Raw genomic sequence first — 15,571 nt, forward strand, 5'->3', positions numbered from 1 at the left:
TCTCGTTCGTCCCGTGATCGGGTACCACCATGATAGGTGTTCAAATTGCGTTCTGACATTCTCTGGGCGAGGAGCGACCTTTCGACATTTGCTTCGCATCGTCGCCTGAGCGTCCGCTCATCGCTGAACAACAAACGCCCCGACACGTCGGGCTGAGCACAGTCGCCCGTGGACGGCGGTGGCGACTCGCGAATCACTCGTTGCAGGCGCACTTGCGCGGGCAGTACAGCCCTTTACCGGCTGCCCTCTTTTGGTCTATGCCCACGAAAAACTGTGCGATGACTTCATCGCTGCTGCTCCTTTTATCGGATTCTGGCGTGCGCTGCCGTCGCGATTGAGCCACCCCCGCTAACGAGAAGCAATTCGCCAACAGGGGCGCCAAAGCAGCGCGCTGTCCGTGGAATTTGCGAACGGCGTGGCGCCGCTCAGTGATGAGCGAACAGACCGCTGCGCCCCCAGTTCGATGCGGGCGCGTAATGGCGCGACGCGTGCGACGACTGCGAATCCGAGGTGGCGCCAGCCTCCGTGCCGTAGCCCGAGGTATCGGTGCTGCGCCCAGAGGACTGCCCCGGCGTCTCGTGTGGCCCGGTTTGTGATGAACCCGGTTGCACCAGAGGAGGCGCTGCATTGTCCTGCGCGAAGGCCGCTGCCGGTAGCGCCAGGGCGAGCGAGAGAATGCCGATAGAAAACAGGCTTTGCATGGTTCGTTCTCCTTCCAAAGTTTGCGAATTCGTCCTTGCAAGGCGTCTCGACGCTTGCAGAACTCATACGTCGCACCGATTAGCGACGCCTGTCCCAGACTACGCAGCTAACCTTATCTTCCGCTTATGCCGCACAAACCCCAAGCCACATGCCCAGCGACCCGTGCGAGTTAAGCGAACGATAAGGTGCGCGCGCTTATAGTGGAAAAGCGTTTCGTTACGTCCGCGTGCGACATGAGGAGTTTTTCCGATGCATTCCGACCCCCAACGTTTCGTTGATCATGCCGTCAGTAAGGTTCCCGAGCTGACCGTCGCCTTCTGGATTGTCAAGATCGCCGCCACCACGCTCGGCGAGACCGGCGGCGACTGGGTAACGATGTCGCTGAACCTTGGCTATCTGATCGGCTCGCTGATCTTCCTGGCCGGCTTTGTCGTGCTGGTGTCGGCGCAGATTCGCGCGCCCCGGTTCCATTCGTATCTCTACTGGGCCACCATCGTGGCAACCACCACGCTCGGCACAACGCTCGCCGATTTCTTCGACCGCTCGCTGGGCGTCGGCTATCCCGGCGGCGTCTCGATCGTCTTCACGCTGCTCGTCGCGAGCCTCGCCATCTGGTATCGCGTCGAGGGCAATGTCTCGATCGAGAGCGTCGCGAGTCCGCGCGTGGAATGGTTCTACTGGACCACCATCCTGTTCTCGCAGACGTTAGGTACCGCCCTTGGCGACTGGGTCGCCGGAGACGATCGCGGCGGCCTCGGGCTCGGCTACGAGGTCGGCGCGGCAATCTTCGGCGCGGCGCTCGCCGTCGTGGCTCTGCTCTGGCTATGGCCCCGCGTGTCGCGCACCGCGCTCTTTTGGGCCGCGTTCGTGCTTACGCGCCCGCTTGGCGCGACCCTCGGCGACCTGCTCGACAAACCCGTTGCGCAAGGCGGCCTGCACTTCAGCCGGTTTTACGCGTCAGGCATTCTGGCCGCCTTCATCGTGGGCTGCATCGCGATGATCCGGCCGCGCGCCGCGCGTCGCACGCCTTCGGCATAGCGCCGGCCCGCATGCTGATCTGCCCGCGCGTCCAGAGGAAAGCCGCAACGCGACGGCCGCCTCGATGGCCACGACCACTCGCCGCCGACTGGATCGCGAGGGCGATGTACACCGCCGCAAAGGCCGCACCCTCGTTGAGCACGCGCGCCGATGACAACGACAACTCCAGCGGCTCATCTTCGCCGGCGTCATTCACGCGCAGTTCATTGGCCGGCACAGGATCGGTACGCGTGAGCGCGGAACTGAGGAAGAGGGCCGGTCCGGCGGCGAGACCGAGACCCCTACCGCGGGGCGACGAACATGACCGCGATGGTGATGAGCGTTCACGGATCCGCAAGCCGCATCGTCAGCCTCCGGTGCGAATCGGTTAGCTCGACATTGAAATGACGCAGTTTACGCCGCTCATCAACGTCAATCGTTTGTGGACTGAAAAATGATCGATAAACCGGTGGTCGATCGCGCACGGCGCATGATCGCCGAATTTATGGGCGTCAGTTTGGCTTAGAATCAGGCCGGTTGAATTGTCGGAAGCGGATGGTGAGCGGCGCCGCGTCACAGAACGGTCGGACCATATTGCTATGAACAGAAATCATACCGGCCCGAGTTACATTTGATGGAATGCCGAACCAAAGAAGATCAGGTTGCAGACTTCACACGCGAACGCATCATCTCGGGCGTGATCGCTCGTGGATCGCGGCTGAAGCAGGCCGAGATCGCCGAGCAACTCGATCTGAGCATCACGCCGGTGCGCGAAGCGCTGAAACTGCTCGAGGCCGAAGGCTATATCAGTACCGATTCGTATCGCGGTGCGAGGGTAGTGCCGTTCGATGCTTCGACATCTTTGGAAATCCTGACTCTACGGCTGCTGTTGGAGACGCAACTCGTGATGCATGCCGCGGACCCTGCATTTCACGCAGATTCTATCGGCGCGTTACCCGTTCGATATTATCAACGCAGCCGAGAATCGCGGTCAGGATGCGGTCATGGAGCATGAAGAAATCCTGCAAGCGCTTGGGTCGGGAGACGTCACTGCCGCGATGCTTGCGGTGCGCAAGCACATTGAGTCGGGCTGGACGGTTTTGAAGTCGGCGAGGTAGCCGATTGAAAGGTCGGCCGCATCAGGGCGCAGCATCCGGAAGTTGCGCGATTTAATCACGCCGTACCTCACCGCGACTCCTTCACAACGTACATCGCGAATCTTTCAGTAAGTCGCGCTCCAACTTCATTTCGGCCAACTGGGGCTTGAGCAACCTTGGTCCAGCTATTCCGCGGAATGTTGACATCCGCTTTCAGCAACCGACTTCAGGATGACCGAAGCTTAAATTTCGGGCTTCCGTCCATGCACCACGTGCGGTAGTCTCGTTCCGTCCAATCGGACCCGTATCAGCAACCCGCACGCTATATTTCGAACATGACGGACCTCTTCGCTACCCAACCTCGTGCGCCGCTTGCCGAGCAACTCCGCCCCGAATCGCTCGATGATGTCGTCGGGCAGTCTCATCTGCTCGGCCCCGGTCGTCCCCTGCGCCTCACGCTCGACGGCAGAAGGTTGCACTCGTTCATTCTGTGGGGACCACCAGGCGTCGGCAAGACGACGATCGCAAGGCTTGCCGCGAAGGCCTTCGACTATGAGTTTATCGCCGAGTCAGCCGTGGCCGCTGGTGTCAGGGAACTGAGGGAGGCCGCTACGCGTGCCCAGCAGGTGCTCGACCATCATGGCCGCTCCACCGTTCTGTTCCTCGACGAAATTCATCGTCTCAACAAGAGCCAACAGGATGCTCTGTTGCCGCACGTGGAGACCGGTCTGCTGACCCTGATCGGCGCCACCACGGAAAATCCGAGTTTCGAGGTCAACAGCGCGTTGCTGTCTCGTGCGCAGGTGTATGTGCTGAAACCGCTATCCGATGTGGAATTGCGGCAGCTATATGCGCGCGCTCAGCCATGGCTGGAAGGCCTCACGTTCGAAGAACCTGCGCTGGAAGCCGTAATCGGATTCGCGGATGGAGATGGCCGCAAGTTCCTGAACCTCGTCGAGCAACTCGCCAATGCCGCCGCTGCGGCCGGCGTGGAGCGTATCGATGGTGGCTTCGTGAGCAGTGCATCGGCAGCAACCACCAGGCGTTTCGACAAAGGTGGCGAAGAGTTCTACGACCAGATCTCGGCGCTGATCAAGTCCGCTCGTGGTTCAGATCCGGATGCGGCGCTGTACTGGATGGCTCGAATGATCGACGGGGGTGTCGACGTCCGTTATCTCGCGCGCCGCATCATCATTCTGGCGAGCGAGGAAGTCGGCAATGCCGACCCGAGAGCGTTGCAGGTCGCGGTGAGCGCAGCAGAAGCCTATGAACGGCTTGGTTCGCCCGAAGGGGAACTGGCGCTCGCGCATGCCCTCGTGTATATCGCTGTCGCGCCGAAGTCGAATGCGGTGAGCCTTGCCTGGCATCAGGCGTTGTCATTCGTGCGCAGCGATCGCACACGGCCGGTGCCGCTGCATCTGCGCAATGCTCCGACGCAGCTCATGAAAGATCTCGGCTACAAGAAGGACTACCGTTACGCACATGATGAACCGGACGCCTACGCCGCGGGTGAGCACTACTTCCCCGAGGACGTGCCCGAGCAGCGCTGGTATCAGCCCGTGCCGCGCGGACTCGAAACGAAGATTGCCGACAAGCTAGACCATCTGCGCAAGCTCGACCGCGAAACGCGCAAGAAGGACAAGCGCTAAGGGATGCGTTGTACAGCGGCAAGCGTCGTCGAAGCAGAGTGGTTGAAGCAGTCATCGCGACGAATCGTCTGTTCTGGCGATCGCGCGATTTTGCTCATTTGATTCACTTGATTCACTCGATCGCCATCGCTTCGTCGGAAATCGCAACGGTGGAGGGTACGAGAAGCGTGGCGCACAGCAGGCTGCCGATACTCATCAGCGCGATGACGGTGCCCATCGGCCGGGGCGTGCCATCGGCGAAGAAGCCGACGAGGGCTGATCCGAGGATGCCCGTCCCGTACTGGCTCGCCCCGATGAGCGCCGACATGGCGCCCGAGCGCGCGGGGACAGCGCCGAGCGCGCCAGCAATCGGCGTAAGTGGCCAGTGCGTGCCCGAGCGGTTCCCGGTTGCAGCGCCCCACGGGCAGGGTTTCGGGTAACGCGCGCAGCGCGGCCAGCGTTGCGATGCCGACACCCACCAGTACCCAGAAAATCGCGCCACGACGCGACGTGAAGGATCAGTCCACCCACGCTCGGTCCCAGTAGCGGCGCGATCGCCATGACCGTCATCAACGTCGACATCATTTGCGCCGCGCGGTGGCCGGTGTAGAGATCGCGCACCATCGCGCGCGCAAGGACGACGCTGGCGCATGCGCCCACGGCCTGCACGATGCGCCAGCCGACCAGCATCGGCGCGCTGGTCGACAATGCGCAGCCGGCTGAACCGATTACGAACAGCACCAACCCGATCGCAATCGGCACGCGGCGGCCGTAACGGTCGCCAACTGGACCCCACAACAGTTGACCCAGACTGAAGCCGATCAAATAGCCGGAAATCGTCAGTTCGACTGCACCCGCGTCGGCATGCAGCGCAAGCGCCATGGAGGGAAGGGCGGGCAGATACAGGTCCGTGGAAATCGAGGCAAAAGCCATCAGCAGGCTCAGGATTGCCAGGATTCGCAGACCGTGTTCCTCGGCGGCATGACGGACGTCGGCACTGGCGCCGGCGTTCGTCGTGTTCGCGGGCGCAGCGCCGGGAAATGTTCCTGCCGGGGTGGATGATGGATCGTTCAACGACATGGCGCGGGATTCTGGTTCGGCAATTCTTGTCGGGCCAATGGTGGTTCCGCCGGTGCAGCGTTGTGCACCGGCGCAGGCGCAGTGGTATTCAGCGAATGCGTCAGCGGTCGACGCGTTGCTGCAGGTGGGCCGGATAGCGATCGCCTACGATCGGGATCTGTTTCAGTGCTGCTTCGATCGCGGACAGATCGTCGGCCGACAATTCGACCGCAGCCCCGCCGATGTTTTCTTCCAGCCGATGCAGCTTGGTGGTGCCCGGAATCGGCACGATCCACGGGTTTTGCGCAAGCAGCCAGGCCAGTGCGATCTGTGCGCGCGTGGCGCCTTTGGCGTCGGCGATCTTGCCGAGCACGTCGACAAGACCTGCATTGGCCCTGCGGTTTTCCTCGGAAAAGCGCGGGACGACGTTGCGGAAATCGGTCTTGTCGAACGACGTGTTCGCGCTGTGGTCGTGCTGGGCGCACGACGCGTCGAACGGATCAACGAACTGGCCGGGAACATCGTTGCCAATGGCGGGGCCGCGCTGGCAGTCGCCACCGATGTCATCGATGCCGCACAGGTCAAGCATCTCGTCGACACGGCGGTCAAGACCTACGGCCGGATCGACGTCATGCTCAACAATGCGGGTCTAATGCCTCATTCCTTACTCGAGCGCGGCAAGATCGAAGACTGGGATCGCATGATCGATGTGAACCTGAAGGGCGTTCTCTACGGTATTGCTGCGGCACTGCCGCATATGAAAGCGCAGAAGAGCGGGCACATCATCAACGTGTCGTCGGTTGCCGGTCACAAGGTGCGTCCGGGCAGCGCGGTCTACGCCGCGACCAAGGCCGCTGTGCGCATGCTGTCCGAAGGACTGCGGCAGGAAGTGAAGCCATACAATATCCGCGCCACGATCGTCTCGCCCGGAGCCGTCGCCACTGAATTGCCCAATAGCATCACCGAATCCGATGTTGCGAAGGGCATTCAGGAGTTCTATGAGCAATTTGCGATTCCCGCCGAGTCTTTCGCGCGCGTGGTCGAGTTCGCCATGAGCCAGCCTGACGATGTCGATATGAATGAAATCCTGTTCAGGCCAACCAGACAGGAACTGTGAGCGGCGGAGCCTGAACGGGTAAAGTCGCTCACGCAGGGACGCAGCCTGTTGGCAGCAAGCCGGATGTCCGTGCACGGGCTTCGTTGCGGGTAGAGGTGGCGCACTAAGCGTTCTGGCCTTCAGAAAGCCCGTCGAGAGACGCCGGGTGACCTGGCGGCGCCGCTGCGGTGCCGATCGAGAGATGGCTGAAATTGTCAGGATCGGACAGCGAAGCCCGGCCATCGGTCATCGCACGGCTGCGTCGCCAACTCGCGGGTGGCATGCCGAATTCCCGCTTGAAGGCGCGATTGAACGCCGCCTCCGACTCATACCCAACCTGCTCCGCGATGGCCGCGAGCGACTGCGTTCCGTTGCGCAACTCCTGCGCCGCGATCTGCAGACGCCAGCGCGCCAGATACTGCATCGGTGGCTGGCCGAGCAGTTGCGTAAAGCGCTGCGCAAGCGCCGATCGCGAGAGGCCTGCCTTGCGCGCGAGTTCGTCGACAGTCCAGTCATGCGTGGGCTGCGCGTGCAGCAACGCGAGCGCGCGGCCGACGAAGCGATCGCTGACGCCCGCCAGCCACCCCTTGCGATCGGCCGGCAGCGCGTCGATGCAACGCCGCACAGCCTCCACGAACAGCAACTCCGACAAGCGCGCGAGCACGATCGCGCTACCCACCCGCCATTCGGCTGCCTCAGCCGCCGCAAGTTTTAGCGATGATTCGAGCCACGCCGATTGTGCATCGTTGCGCATGTCGACTTTGAAAATGCGCGGCAGCGCTGAAAGCACCGGATTCGTCAGCGTGTCGTCGCAGGCAAGAAAGCCGCAAATGAGGCGCGTGTGTGCGCCGCCGCCGCCGTGGCCCAACTTCATCACTTCACCCGGCGAGGTTTTCAGGTACCTCGACAGCATCTCGTCCGAGGACGCGGGCGCAACTTCGAGCGAACTGCCCATAAGATGCGCTTCGCCTTGTGGCACGACAAGAAGCTCGCCCGCGTTGACGCAGATCGTAGAAGCAGGATCGTCGACGAGCCGGGCGCAGCAGCTTCCTTCCGTGAGCAGGTGATAAGACACGATGCGTTCGGCGCGCGGCAGAAAGGCGCCGCACAACTCCGGCGTTACCTCGCCGACAACACACCAGGGCGCAGTGAAGTCGGCGTTTAGATAAACCGCCCCGCCCAGACGCACGAGGCGAAGGACGTCCGAAAGAGCATCCATGAAAGCGCCCATCAATTTCGGCGTCCTGCGCAAAATATCTGGACGCCTGGTCATTCATCAATACGACTTGCGTCCTGATACTAGCACCCATGCCAGTCCACAACAACGAACTGTGGAGCGGGCCGACAACCCATCATGAGGAGACTGACATGACTCGCACGGATGCTGTTCGTGGTCAATGCTTTTGCGGGGCTGGACGCCACTGGTCGGCCGCTGCCGTCAACGCGTTCACGCTCTGAAAGCCCGGGGCGCTGCGCTTTACACGCGGCGCCGATGATATCGGCGCTTACAACAAGACTCCGCACCGCAACCGCAAATGGTGCAAGTCGTGCCGCGGAGATCTTTACAGAGCATCCTGGGCTCGACCTCACCGATGTGTATGCCGCAGTCATGGCGGACTTCCCATATGAAGCCTGTGTGCATGTTCACTACCCCGAGTCAGTCCTTCCCGTGAAAGACGGTTTGCTGAAAATGAGGGATCTGCTGCAAGAAAAGGGTAGCTCAGGCGTCAGCGTCGTTGAGTAGCCGCTGCATCTAGCGGATCAGGTTTTGATTTGCCCGATCGTCGCGCGGGCATGCTTGCGGTGCAATTTCGCGGCGTCCCCAGAATGGGCAGCCAATCCATGCATTCCTGCATCGCTGCCTTTTGCCTCCCAGGAGTTTTTTATGTCCGCTGTCGATTCCTCTTTCTCGCCTGTCGCAGACTTCGCTGCCGTCAAGGTTCGTCAACAGGCCGCCTGGTCGACGGGCAACTATGCCGTCGTCGGCACCACGCTGCAGATTGTCGGAGAGAACCTTTGCGAAGCGCTCGACTTGCGTGCCGGTAGTCGCGTGCTCGACGTTGCCGCAGGCAACGGCAACGCGACGCTTGCCGCCGCGCGCCGCTGGTGCGACGTCACCTCCACCGACTATGTCGCCTCACTGCTGGAGTCCGGTCGTGCCCGTGCGCAGGCAGAAGGGCTTGCGGTGCTGTTCCAGGAAGCGGACGCCGAAGCGCTGCCCTATGCGGATGCTTCATTCGACGTCGTGATGTCGACCTTCGGCGTCATGTTCACTCCGAACCAGGAGAAGGCGGCGGGCGAGCTGGCACGTGTTTGCAAGCCAGGCGGCCGGATCGGTCTCGCAAACTGGACGCCGGAGAGCTTCATCGGGCAGGTATTCAAGACGATCGGCAAGTACATCACGCCGCCCGCGGGCGTGTTGTCGCCAGCGCTCTGGGGAACGAAGGAGCGGCTGCAAGCCCTCTTCGACGGAACCGCCCGGCAGATCGTCACGACTGGCCGTCATTTCACGTTTCGCTATCGTTCGCCGGCGCACTTCATGGAAGTGTTCCGGACATACTACGGGCCGGTGAACAAGGCGTTTGCCGCACTCGACGGCGAGCGTCAGGCGGCGCTCCTTGGCGACCTGATGGCACTGATCGAGAGCCGCAATCGGTCGGGCGATTCGACGCTCGTTTTGCCGAGCGAATACCTCGAAGTCGTGGTGGAACGATCATGAACGAAGCCAGGCGTCGAGTCGCCGCCGTCCTCAGCTCCGGCTTGCGCCTCTGGCCGGCGGCCTGCCTGATTGGCCTTCGACACGGCTCCGTTTTTGTTGCATTGCCGCTGTGCTCATCGCTGTGCTTCTTCGGTCTGCGGTTCGTCTTGTCGGCGCTGAGTTTCAATAGTTAGATCCTGTTTTCCGCGCCTCATAGTTTTCGCCGCGCCCACGTGCGCGGCGAAGCCAGTGCGCTGATCTGCGAGTCCACGGGTAGGTGTTCGGCGCGAAAGGCCCTCAGACTACACGCCTCTGAAACGCGAGATTGACGATGCTCGTTCGTGGAATTGAGGCGCGCGTCTTTTCCTGGCATTCGAGATCGTTATGCGCGTCGGCGCACGCGTCGTCACAACCCGCAACGCGCAGGCTGTTTCCGCAGCGCCGCCGCTCGAATCAAAATATGCAAACGATAAATATTGAATCCATATAAACATATCGAAATAGAATAATTCTCACGGACGTTCTTCGTCGTTACGCTTGCATCCATATCGCAATCGGGGAGCAGGCGAGGAACTATGGACGCATCCGTTTCAACGTTTTTTTCAACGCGGCGACGAACGCTCGGTCTGGTTGCGGCCGCGCCCGTCGTGGCTGCCTTCGGCGTACTGCGTAGCGGTAGCGTGAGAGCGGCCGATCTCGCGTCCACTACGCTCGTGCTCGGCGATCAGGCCGGCGGCACGCGTGCGCTGGCCGAAGCGGCAAAGGTGCTCGACGGCACGCCGTACGCGTTTCGCTGGGCTAACTTTCAGGGCGCCGCGCCGCTTTTCGAAGCGCAGCGCGCCGGTGCCGTCGATCTCGCGCCTGCGGGCGATCTGCCTGTGCTCGCGGCGGCGGTCGGCGATCCGGCGCTGAAGATCGTCGCGACGCGCGTCGGTTCGGGCGCGCAACTGGGCATCCTCGTTCAGCCCGACTCGCCGATTCGCAGCGTCGCCGATCTGAAGGGGCGCACGGTGTTCGTGTCGTCGGCGCGCGGCAGCATTTCCCAATTCCAGCTCTATGGAGCACTCGCCGAGGCCGGCTTGAGCAAGGACGACGTATCGGTCCGCTTCATTCTTCCGGTCGACGCGTTCGCCGCATTTGCTTCGCGGTCAATCGACGTATGGGCCACGTTCGATCCGTACTACGGAATCGCCGCGCAACGAGGCGCGCGGATTCTGCGCGACGGAACCGGCATCAATAGCGGACTCGGTTTCATCACTGCGTCAGGCGCGGCCGTCACCGATGCGCGCAAGCGCGCCGCGATCGCCGACGTCCTGCTGCGATTGCAGCGCGCGGGCGACTGGGCGCTGGCGAATCCGGATGCGTATGCGCGGATCTACGCGTCGCTGACACGTGCGCCTATCGACGCGGCGACACAGATCACGAAACGCTCGGCGCTCAAGCAACGCTTCGTTGCCAACGCCGATATCGCCGCGTTGCAGAAGGTCGCCGACAGTGCGTTCCGCGACGCGATCCTGCCGCGCCGTATCGACGTGCTCGCCATCACCGATACTCACATCGCCGGCGCGTAACCCGCGCACACAGGGATGCATTCGACATGTCCACCCAACCGCAAACACTTGAACTGGCCGGTCTGCATGAAAGCGGGGAATCGGCGCGGCGCGACCCGGGCAAGCTCGCCGTCGCGGCGCTTGCCGCCGTTGCATGGCTCGGCGGCGCGGCCATCACGCACTGGTGGCCGGACCTCGACGACTGGCCCTACACGCGTGAACTGCTCATTCTGCAGCTGATACTCGCGGCGCTGTCTGTATTCATCGCCGTGGGTAGCTGGCGCAAACCGGTATCGGCGCAACACCGCGACGCGCGCGCGCACAGATGGCTTGCAGCCGCACCGTGGTTTCTGGCGCTCGCCCTGGGCGTCAGCGGCTGGGAAATCGTGACCGCCAAGCTCGAATGGTTGCCGCGGCCGTTCTTCGCGCCTCCACAAGCACTGATCGCCGTGTACTTCGACGATTTTCCGCGACTGTCGTCGAGCGTCTTCCATTCGCTCGGCCTGCTCGTCTACGGCTATGCGCTGGGCGCGCTGACCGGCTTCGCGGTTGGCGTGAGCATTGGCTGGTCGGGGGCGGTCGGCTACTGGCTGCACCCGGTTTTGCGGCTGATCGGTCCGCTGCCGGCGACCGCATGGCTACCGCTCGCTTTCTTCTTCTTTCCGTCGAGCTTCAGCGCGAGCGTCTTCCTGATTGCGCTGGCGACGACGTTTCCAGTTGCGGTGCTGACGTGGTCCGGCGTCGCCAGCGTCAACGCCGCGTATTACGACGTCGCCCGCACGCTTGGCGCGCGGCCGTCGTTCCTGATTTTGAAGGTGGCGATTCCGGCCGCGTTGCCGTCGGTTTTCGTCGGCCTGTTCATGGGACTCGGGGCGTCGTTTTCGGTGCTGATCGTCGCCGAGATGATGGGTGTCAAGGCCGGACTCGGCTGGTATCTGCAATGGGCGCAGGGCTGGGCCGCCTACTCGAATATGTACGCTGCGCTGCTCGTGATGGCGTTGATGTGCTCGGGCCTTATTTCGTTACTGTTCCTGCTGCGCGACCGGTTGCTCGCCTGGCAAAAAGGATTGCTCAAATGGTAACAACGTCTTCACCCGCGACGTCCGCGCACGTTGCTTCGAACCAGGGCAAGGCTCGCGACGGCGCGCGCATCGATGTGCGGCACGTCAGCCATCGTTTCGCGATGCGCGGCGAGACACTTCCCGTGCTCGACGACATCAGCCTGTCAGTCGAACCCGGCGAATTCGTCGCGCTGCTCGGCCCGAGCGGATGCGGCAAGTCGACCTTGCTGCGGCTCGTCGCCGGCCTCGACAAGCCTGCGGCTGGCTTCTTACAGGCGAATGGCGAGCCGATTGCCGGTCCCGACCCGTCGCGTGTCGTGGTGTTTCAGGACCCGACGCTGTTTCCGTGGCGAACCGTGCGCGACAACGTCGGCCTCGGCCCCGAGGCGCAGCGCGCGGGCCGCAAGGGACGAGGGAACGCCGCCGAACGTATCGACGCGGCACTCGAACTCGTCGGACTGTCGAAGTTCGCCGATGCGTTTCCGCATCAGCTGTCGGGCGGCATGGCGCAGCGCGCGGCGTTGGCGCGGGCGCTCGTCAACGATCCGCAACTGCTGGTGCTCGACGAGCCGTTCGGCAAGCTCGACTCGCTCACGCGCATCAGGATGCAGGGCGAACTCGTGCGGCTCTGGCAGCACGCGCGTTTCTCCGTGCTGCTCGTCACGCACGACGTCGAAGAGGCGCTGTATCTCGCAAACCGCGTGATCGTGCTGAGCGAACGGCCGGCGCGCATTGTCGCGCAAGTGCGCAACGACGCGCCGTACCCGCGTCATCGCGACGATCCGAAGCTGGTCGCGCTGCGCCGGGAAGTGCTTGCGCAGCTTGGACTCGACGTTTGAGGCGCGCGAACGGCCGGCACAGAACGCACCGCACACAGCGAACGCACAGAACGCACAGAGCAACCGCATCACACGCACTCACATTACGAACCGGGAAGCAAGGACATGGACCTCACTGACAACGCGGCACCGCGCAACCTCTCGCGTCGTGCCTGGCTGCGCAACGCAGCATGGACCGCGGGCGCGGCGACACTCGGCGGGGCATCGTTTGGCTTGCCCGGTCTGCAAGCCGCCGCGCAGAGCGCCCGGAGCAATCTGAAGCCGTTGAAACTCTCCTGGAACGCCGGCGCGATCTGCACCGCGCCGGTCCCGGCCGCGCTCAAGCAGGGCTTCTTCGAAAAGCACGGCCTGCAGGTCGAATTGATCAACTTCGCGGGCTCGACCGATCAGTTGCTCGAAGCAATTGCGACAGGCAAATCGGATGCGGGCGTCGGCATGGCGCTGCGCTGGATCAAGCCGCTGGAGCAGGGCTTCGACGTCAAGCTGACGGCGGGCATCCACGGCGGCTGCATGCGCCTGCTCGCGACAAAGACCTCGGGCATCGTCGATCTGCAAGGCCTCAAGGGCCGCACGGTCGGCGTCAGCGACATGGCGAGTCCGGCGAAGAATTTCTTCGCAATCACGCTGAAGAAGCTCGGCGTCGATCCGGACAACGACGTGCACTGGCGTCAGTACCCGGCGACGCTTCTGGGCGAAGCGTTGAAGAAGGGCGAAGTGCAGGCGATCGCCGACGGCGACCCGACAATCTGGACGCTGCGCGAATCGGACCATCTCCACGAGGTGTCGAACAACCTGTGCGGCGAATATCAGAACCGCGTGTGCTGCGTGCTGGGTGTGCGCGGCTCGCTGATCCGCAAGGACCGCGCGACTGCGCAGGCGTTGACGCAAGCGCTGCTGGAATCGACCGAGTGGAGCGCCAACCATCCCGCCGAGGCCGCCACGATTTTCTCGGCGTACGCGCCGGGCGCGGACGTCGGTCAGTTGACCGCGATGCTCAAGAGTCACACCGACCACCATCATCCCGTCGGCGATGCATTCAGGAAGGAGATCGCGCTGTATGCCGATGATCTGAAATCGGTCGGCGTGCTCAACGCCGGCACGAACTCCGATCGTTTTTCGTCGCGGGTGTTCTCCGACGTACTGGCATAAGCCGCCGCCCGAAAGCCCAAGCCAACCGAACCATCGTAAGGATCGCCATGCCATCCGCCAGCGCCCATCGTCCGCAGACGCACGAGCCGATCGTGCCGTCGCCGCGCGCCGTGTCGACCCCGGCACCCTTGCAACGGGAACGCGCCACCGCCCGTTTTTCCGACCGCACGCTGCGCTCGATCTCGCTCGTCATGCCGCTTGTCGTGCTGGTCGTCTGGGAATCCTTTGCGCGGCTCGGCCTGCTGTCGCCACAAGTGTTGCCCGCGCCAACGCGTGTCGCGCAAACCGCAGTCTCGCTGATCGCCCAGGGTCGTCTGCTGAACGATATGGGCGTGAGCCTGTTGCGTGCGATGACCGGCTTCGTGATCGGCGGGACGCTGGGCGTCGCGCTCGGTACGGCGGTCGGATTTTCGCGTGTCGCCGAGGCGTTTTTCGACCGCAACATCCAGATGCTGCGCGCCATTCCGTTTCTTGCGCTGTTGCCGCTCGTGATCGTGTGGTTCGGCGTCGGTGAAGCGGGCAAGATTTTTCTCGTCGCGCTGGGCGTGCTCTTTCCGATCTATGTGAATACCGTACTCGGGATCCGCCAGGTCGATCCAAAGCTGCTGGAGTTGGGCCGGGTGATGGGCCTGTCCAAACGCGCGCTGATCCGCCGCATCGTGATTCCTGGCGCATTGCCGTCGATCCTCACCGGCGTGCGTTACGCGTTGGCTTCGGCGTGGCTCGCGCTCGTCGTCGCAGAAACGATTGCGACGAGCACCGGTATCGGTTTTCTCGCGATGGATGCGCGCGAATTTCTGCGCACCGACGTGATCGTCATGACCATCGTGATCTACGCGGGCATCGGCGTGCTCGCCGATGCCTTCGCGCGTGGGCTCGAACGCTGGCTGCTGCGCTGGCATCCCAACTATGCACAAGGCGGCAAGCGATGAGCATGCATCTGAGAGAGGTGTCGTCGGCGGCCGTTATCGTTCGCCAGTTGCGTCGCGCGTATGGTTCGCGTGTCGTTATCGATGGACTGAATCTTCGCATCGAGCGCGGTGAGTTCGTTGCGTTGCTCGGCGAAAGCGGCTGCGGCAAGACGACGTTGTTACGTGCGCTGTCGGGTCTCGACTCCGTCGACGGCGGCATGATCGACGGTCCGCGTTTGCCCGCTGTCGTGTTTCAGGAGCCGCGGCTGCTGCCGTGGGAATCGCTCGCGAGAAACGTGGCGCTCGGATTGCCCGATAGCGTGGAAAACCGCGTACGTGCGCTGGGCGCGCTTGCCGAGGTGGGACTCGGCGAACGGGCTGAAGACTGGCCGCGCAATCTGTCGGGCGGCCAGGCGCAACGCGTCGCGCTCGCGCGTGCGCTCGTCCAGGAGCCGCGCCTGTTGCTGCTGGACGAACCCTTCGCCGCACTCGACGCGCTGACCCGGATCAAGATGCAGCGGCTCGTCAAACAGCTGGTCGAGCGGCATCGTCCTGGCGTTCTGCTGGTCACGCACGATGTGGACGAGGCGATCGCGCTCGCGGATCGCGCGCTGGTAATGCGCGACGGTGCGATAGCGGGCGAGTACGTGGTGGCCCAGCACGCAGTGGCAGCGCTTCGAGAAACCCTGCTCGCGGAACTGGGCGTCGATAGCCACGCGTAGCGACAGCCGCCGCGCCGACCGCTTCCATTCATTCATGACGGC

The 15,571-nt window shown here is 63.0% G+C and carries 18 protein-coding genes and 1 pseudogene; 15 read left to right on the top strand and 4 right to left on the bottom strand.

Annotated features, from left to right (window positions below):
- Positions 1–425: 425 nt before the first annotated feature.
- Complete coding sequence (locus P0D89_RS30915) at positions 426–701, bottom strand: hypothetical protein (protein ID WP_408361598.1); 276 nt, start codon at positions 699–701, stop codon at positions 426–428.
- Between the two features lie 250 nt (positions 702–951).
- Between P0D89_RS30915 and P0D89_RS30920 the strand changes: the two genes are divergently transcribed.
- The 4 genes from P0D89_RS30920 (at position 952) to P0D89_RS30935 (ending at position 4,465) form a co-directional block, all read left to right on the top strand.
- The gene (locus P0D89_RS30920; RefSeq protein ID WP_408361599.1) at positions 952–1,740 is read left to right on the top strand and encodes a COG4705 family protein; all 789 of its coding nucleotides are present in this window, start codon (positions 952–954) and stop codon (positions 1,738–1,740) included.
- A gap of 613 nt (positions 1,741–2,353) precedes the next feature.
- Positions 2,354–2,734: a GntR family transcriptional regulator gene (locus tag P0D89_RS30925; RefSeq protein ID WP_408361600.1), complete on the top strand. Its 381-nt coding sequence runs from the start codon at positions 2,354–2,356 to the stop codon at positions 2,732–2,734.
- A complete protein-coding gene (locus P0D89_RS30930) occupies positions 2,724–2,837 on the top strand; it encodes a hypothetical protein (RefSeq protein ID WP_408361601.1) in 114 nt (37 codons plus the stop codon). The genes P0D89_RS30925 and P0D89_RS30930 overlap by 11 nt, the downstream gene beginning before the upstream one ends.
- 314 nt (positions 2,838–3,151) lie before the next feature.
- The gene (locus P0D89_RS30935) at positions 3,152–4,465 is read left to right on the top strand and encodes a replication-associated recombination protein A (RefSeq protein ID WP_408361602.1); all 1,314 of its coding nucleotides are present in this window, start codon (positions 3,152–3,154) and stop codon (positions 4,463–4,465) included.
- A 195-nt stretch (positions 4,466–4,660) separates the two neighbouring features.
- Here the strand turns inward: P0D89_RS30935 and P0D89_RS30940 are convergent, their stop codons facing one another.
- Both P0D89_RS30940 and P0D89_RS30945 read right to left on the bottom strand, forming a co-directional pair.
- The gene (locus P0D89_RS30940; RefSeq protein WP_408361604.1) at positions 4,661–5,524 is read right to left on the bottom strand and encodes an MFS transporter; all 864 of its coding nucleotides are present in this window, start codon (positions 5,522–5,524) and stop codon (positions 4,661–4,663) included.
- A gap of 100 nt (positions 5,525–5,624) precedes the next feature.
- A pseudogene (locus P0D89_RS30945) lies at positions 5,625–5,966 on the bottom strand (aldo/keto reductase); the annotation flags it as partial.
- On the opposite strand from P0D89_RS30945, the gene P0D89_RS30950 reads away from it, so the two are divergent.
- A complete protein-coding gene (locus tag P0D89_RS30950) occupies positions 5,940–6,620 on the top strand; it encodes an SDR family oxidoreductase (RefSeq protein WP_408361643.1) in 681 nt (226 codons plus the stop codon). The pseudogene P0D89_RS30945 and the gene P0D89_RS30950 sit on opposite strands and share 27 nt — an antisense overlap.
- A 103-nt stretch (positions 6,621–6,723) precedes the next feature.
- Here the strand turns inward: P0D89_RS30950 and P0D89_RS30955 are convergent, their stop codons facing one another.
- On the bottom strand, positions 6,724–7,818 hold the full coding sequence (locus tag P0D89_RS30955) for an AraC family transcriptional regulator (RefSeq protein ID WP_408361605.1): 1,095 nt from the start codon (positions 7,816–7,818) through the stop codon (positions 6,724–6,726).
- Here P0D89_RS30955 and P0D89_RS30960 point away from each other — a divergent pair.
- The 10 genes from P0D89_RS30960 (at position 7,817) to P0D89_RS31005 (ending at position 15,529) form a co-directional block, all read left to right on the top strand.
- Positions 7,817–7,957 (top strand): hypothetical protein, encoded by a 141-nt coding sequence (locus P0D89_RS30960; RefSeq protein WP_408361606.1) that lies wholly within the window; start codon positions 7,817–7,819, stop codon positions 7,955–7,957. The genes P0D89_RS30955 and P0D89_RS30960 overlap by 2 nt on opposite strands.
- Before the next feature lie 23 nt (positions 7,958–7,980).
- Complete coding sequence (locus P0D89_RS30965; RefSeq protein ID WP_408361607.1) at positions 7,981–8,343, top strand: hypothetical protein; 363 nt, start codon at positions 7,981–7,983, stop codon at positions 8,341–8,343.
- A gap of 141 nt (positions 8,344–8,484) precedes the next feature.
- Positions 8,485–9,318, top strand: coding sequence for a class I SAM-dependent methyltransferase (locus P0D89_RS30970; protein WP_408361608.1), 834 nt, complete (start codon positions 8,485–8,487; stop codon positions 9,316–9,318).
- Complete coding sequence (locus P0D89_RS30975; RefSeq protein WP_408361609.1) at positions 9,315–9,491, top strand: hypothetical protein; 177 nt, start codon at positions 9,315–9,317, stop codon at positions 9,489–9,491. Before P0D89_RS30970 ends, P0D89_RS30975 begins: the two co-directional genes overlap by 4 nt.
- Before the next feature lie 381 nt (positions 9,492–9,872).
- Positions 9,873–10,868 (top strand): ABC transporter substrate-binding protein, encoded by a 996-nt coding sequence (locus P0D89_RS30980; RefSeq protein WP_408361610.1) that lies wholly within the window; start codon positions 9,873–9,875, stop codon positions 10,866–10,868.
- 26 nt (positions 10,869–10,894) lie between these two features.
- On the top strand, positions 10,895–11,929 hold the full coding sequence (locus P0D89_RS30985; protein WP_408377660.1) for an ABC transporter permease: 1,035 nt from the start codon (positions 10,895–10,897) through the stop codon (positions 11,927–11,929).
- The gene (locus P0D89_RS30990) at positions 11,923–12,747 is read left to right on the top strand and encodes an ABC transporter ATP-binding protein (protein ID WP_408361612.1); all 825 of its coding nucleotides are present in this window, start codon (positions 11,923–11,925) and stop codon (positions 12,745–12,747) included. Before P0D89_RS30985 ends, P0D89_RS30990 begins: the two co-directional genes overlap by 7 nt.
- A 105-nt stretch (positions 12,748–12,852) precedes the next feature.
- The gene (locus tag P0D89_RS30995; RefSeq protein ID WP_408377662.1) at positions 12,853–13,896 is read left to right on the top strand and encodes an ABC transporter substrate-binding protein; all 1,044 of its coding nucleotides are present in this window, start codon (positions 12,853–12,855) and stop codon (positions 13,894–13,896) included.
- 47 nt (positions 13,897–13,943) lie between these two features.
- The gene (locus P0D89_RS31000; RefSeq protein ID WP_408377664.1) at positions 13,944–14,828 is read left to right on the top strand and encodes an ABC transporter permease subunit; all 885 of its coding nucleotides are present in this window, start codon (positions 13,944–13,946) and stop codon (positions 14,826–14,828) included.
- The gene (locus tag P0D89_RS31005) at positions 14,825–15,529 is read left to right on the top strand and encodes an ABC transporter ATP-binding protein (protein WP_408361615.1); all 705 of its coding nucleotides are present in this window, start codon (positions 14,825–14,827) and stop codon (positions 15,527–15,529) included. The genes P0D89_RS31000 and P0D89_RS31005 overlap by 4 nt, the downstream gene beginning before the upstream one ends.
- Positions 15,530–15,571 lie beyond the last annotated feature (42 nt).

The organism is Paraburkholderia sp. RL18-085-BIA-A, from assembly GCF_046027075.1.
Taxonomy (GTDB): Bacteria; Pseudomonadota; Gammaproteobacteria; order Burkholderiales; family Burkholderiaceae; genus Paraburkholderia.

What these genes read in the sequence shown, in the direction of transcription:
- P0D89_RS30915 (WP_408361598.1), bottom strand. Translation starts at nt 701, where the DNA reads ATGCAAAGCCTGTTTTCTATCGGCATTCTCTCGCTCGCCCTGGCGCTA.
- P0D89_RS30920 (WP_408361599.1), top strand. Translation starts at nt 952, where the DNA reads ATGCATTCCGACCCCCAACGTTTCGTTGATCATGCCGTCAGTAAGGTT.
- P0D89_RS30925 (WP_408361600.1), top strand. Translation starts at nt 2,354, where the DNA reads ATGGAATGCCGAACCAAAGAAGATCAGGTTGCAGACTTCACACGCGAA.
- P0D89_RS30930 (WP_408361601.1), top strand. Translation starts at nt 2,724, where the DNA reads ATGGAGCATGAAGAAATCCTGCAAGCGCTTGGGTCGGGAGACGTCACT.
- P0D89_RS30935 (WP_408361602.1), top strand. Translation starts at nt 3,152, where the DNA reads ATGACGGACCTCTTCGCTACCCAACCTCGTGCGCCGCTTGCCGAGCAA.
- P0D89_RS30940 (WP_408361604.1), bottom strand. Translation starts at nt 5,524, where the DNA reads ATGTCGTTGAACGATCCATCATCCACCCCGGCAGGAACATTTCCCGGC.
- P0D89_RS30960 (WP_408361606.1), top strand. Translation starts at nt 7,817, where the DNA reads ATGAAAGCGCCCATCAATTTCGGCGTCCTGCGCAAAATATCTGGACGC.
- P0D89_RS30955 (WP_408361605.1), bottom strand. Translation starts at nt 7,818, where the DNA reads ATGGATGCTCTTTCGGACGTCCTTCGCCTCGTGCGTCTGGGCGGGGCG.
- P0D89_RS30965 (WP_408361607.1), top strand. Translation starts at nt 7,981, where the DNA reads ATGCTGTTCGTGGTCAATGCTTTTGCGGGGCTGGACGCCACTGGTCGG.
- P0D89_RS30970 (WP_408361608.1), top strand. Translation starts at nt 8,485, where the DNA reads ATGTCCGCTGTCGATTCCTCTTTCTCGCCTGTCGCAGACTTCGCTGCC.
- P0D89_RS30975 (WP_408361609.1), top strand. Translation starts at nt 9,315, where the DNA reads ATGAACGAAGCCAGGCGTCGAGTCGCCGCCGTCCTCAGCTCCGGCTTG.
- P0D89_RS30980 (WP_408361610.1), top strand. Translation starts at nt 9,873, where the DNA reads ATGGACGCATCCGTTTCAACGTTTTTTTCAACGCGGCGACGAACGCTC.
- P0D89_RS30985 (WP_408377660.1), top strand. Translation starts at nt 10,895, where the DNA reads ATGTCCACCCAACCGCAAACACTTGAACTGGCCGGTCTGCATGAAAGC.
- P0D89_RS30990 (WP_408361612.1), top strand. Translation starts at nt 11,923, where the DNA reads ATGGTAACAACGTCTTCACCCGCGACGTCCGCGCACGTTGCTTCGAAC.
- P0D89_RS30995 (WP_408377662.1), top strand. Translation starts at nt 12,853, where the DNA reads ATGGACCTCACTGACAACGCGGCACCGCGCAACCTCTCGCGTCGTGCC.
- P0D89_RS31000 (WP_408377664.1), top strand. Translation starts at nt 13,944, where the DNA reads ATGCCATCCGCCAGCGCCCATCGTCCGCAGACGCACGAGCCGATCGTG.
- P0D89_RS31005 (WP_408361615.1), top strand. Translation starts at nt 14,825, where the DNA reads ATGAGCATGCATCTGAGAGAGGTGTCGTCGGCGGCCGTTATCGTTCGC.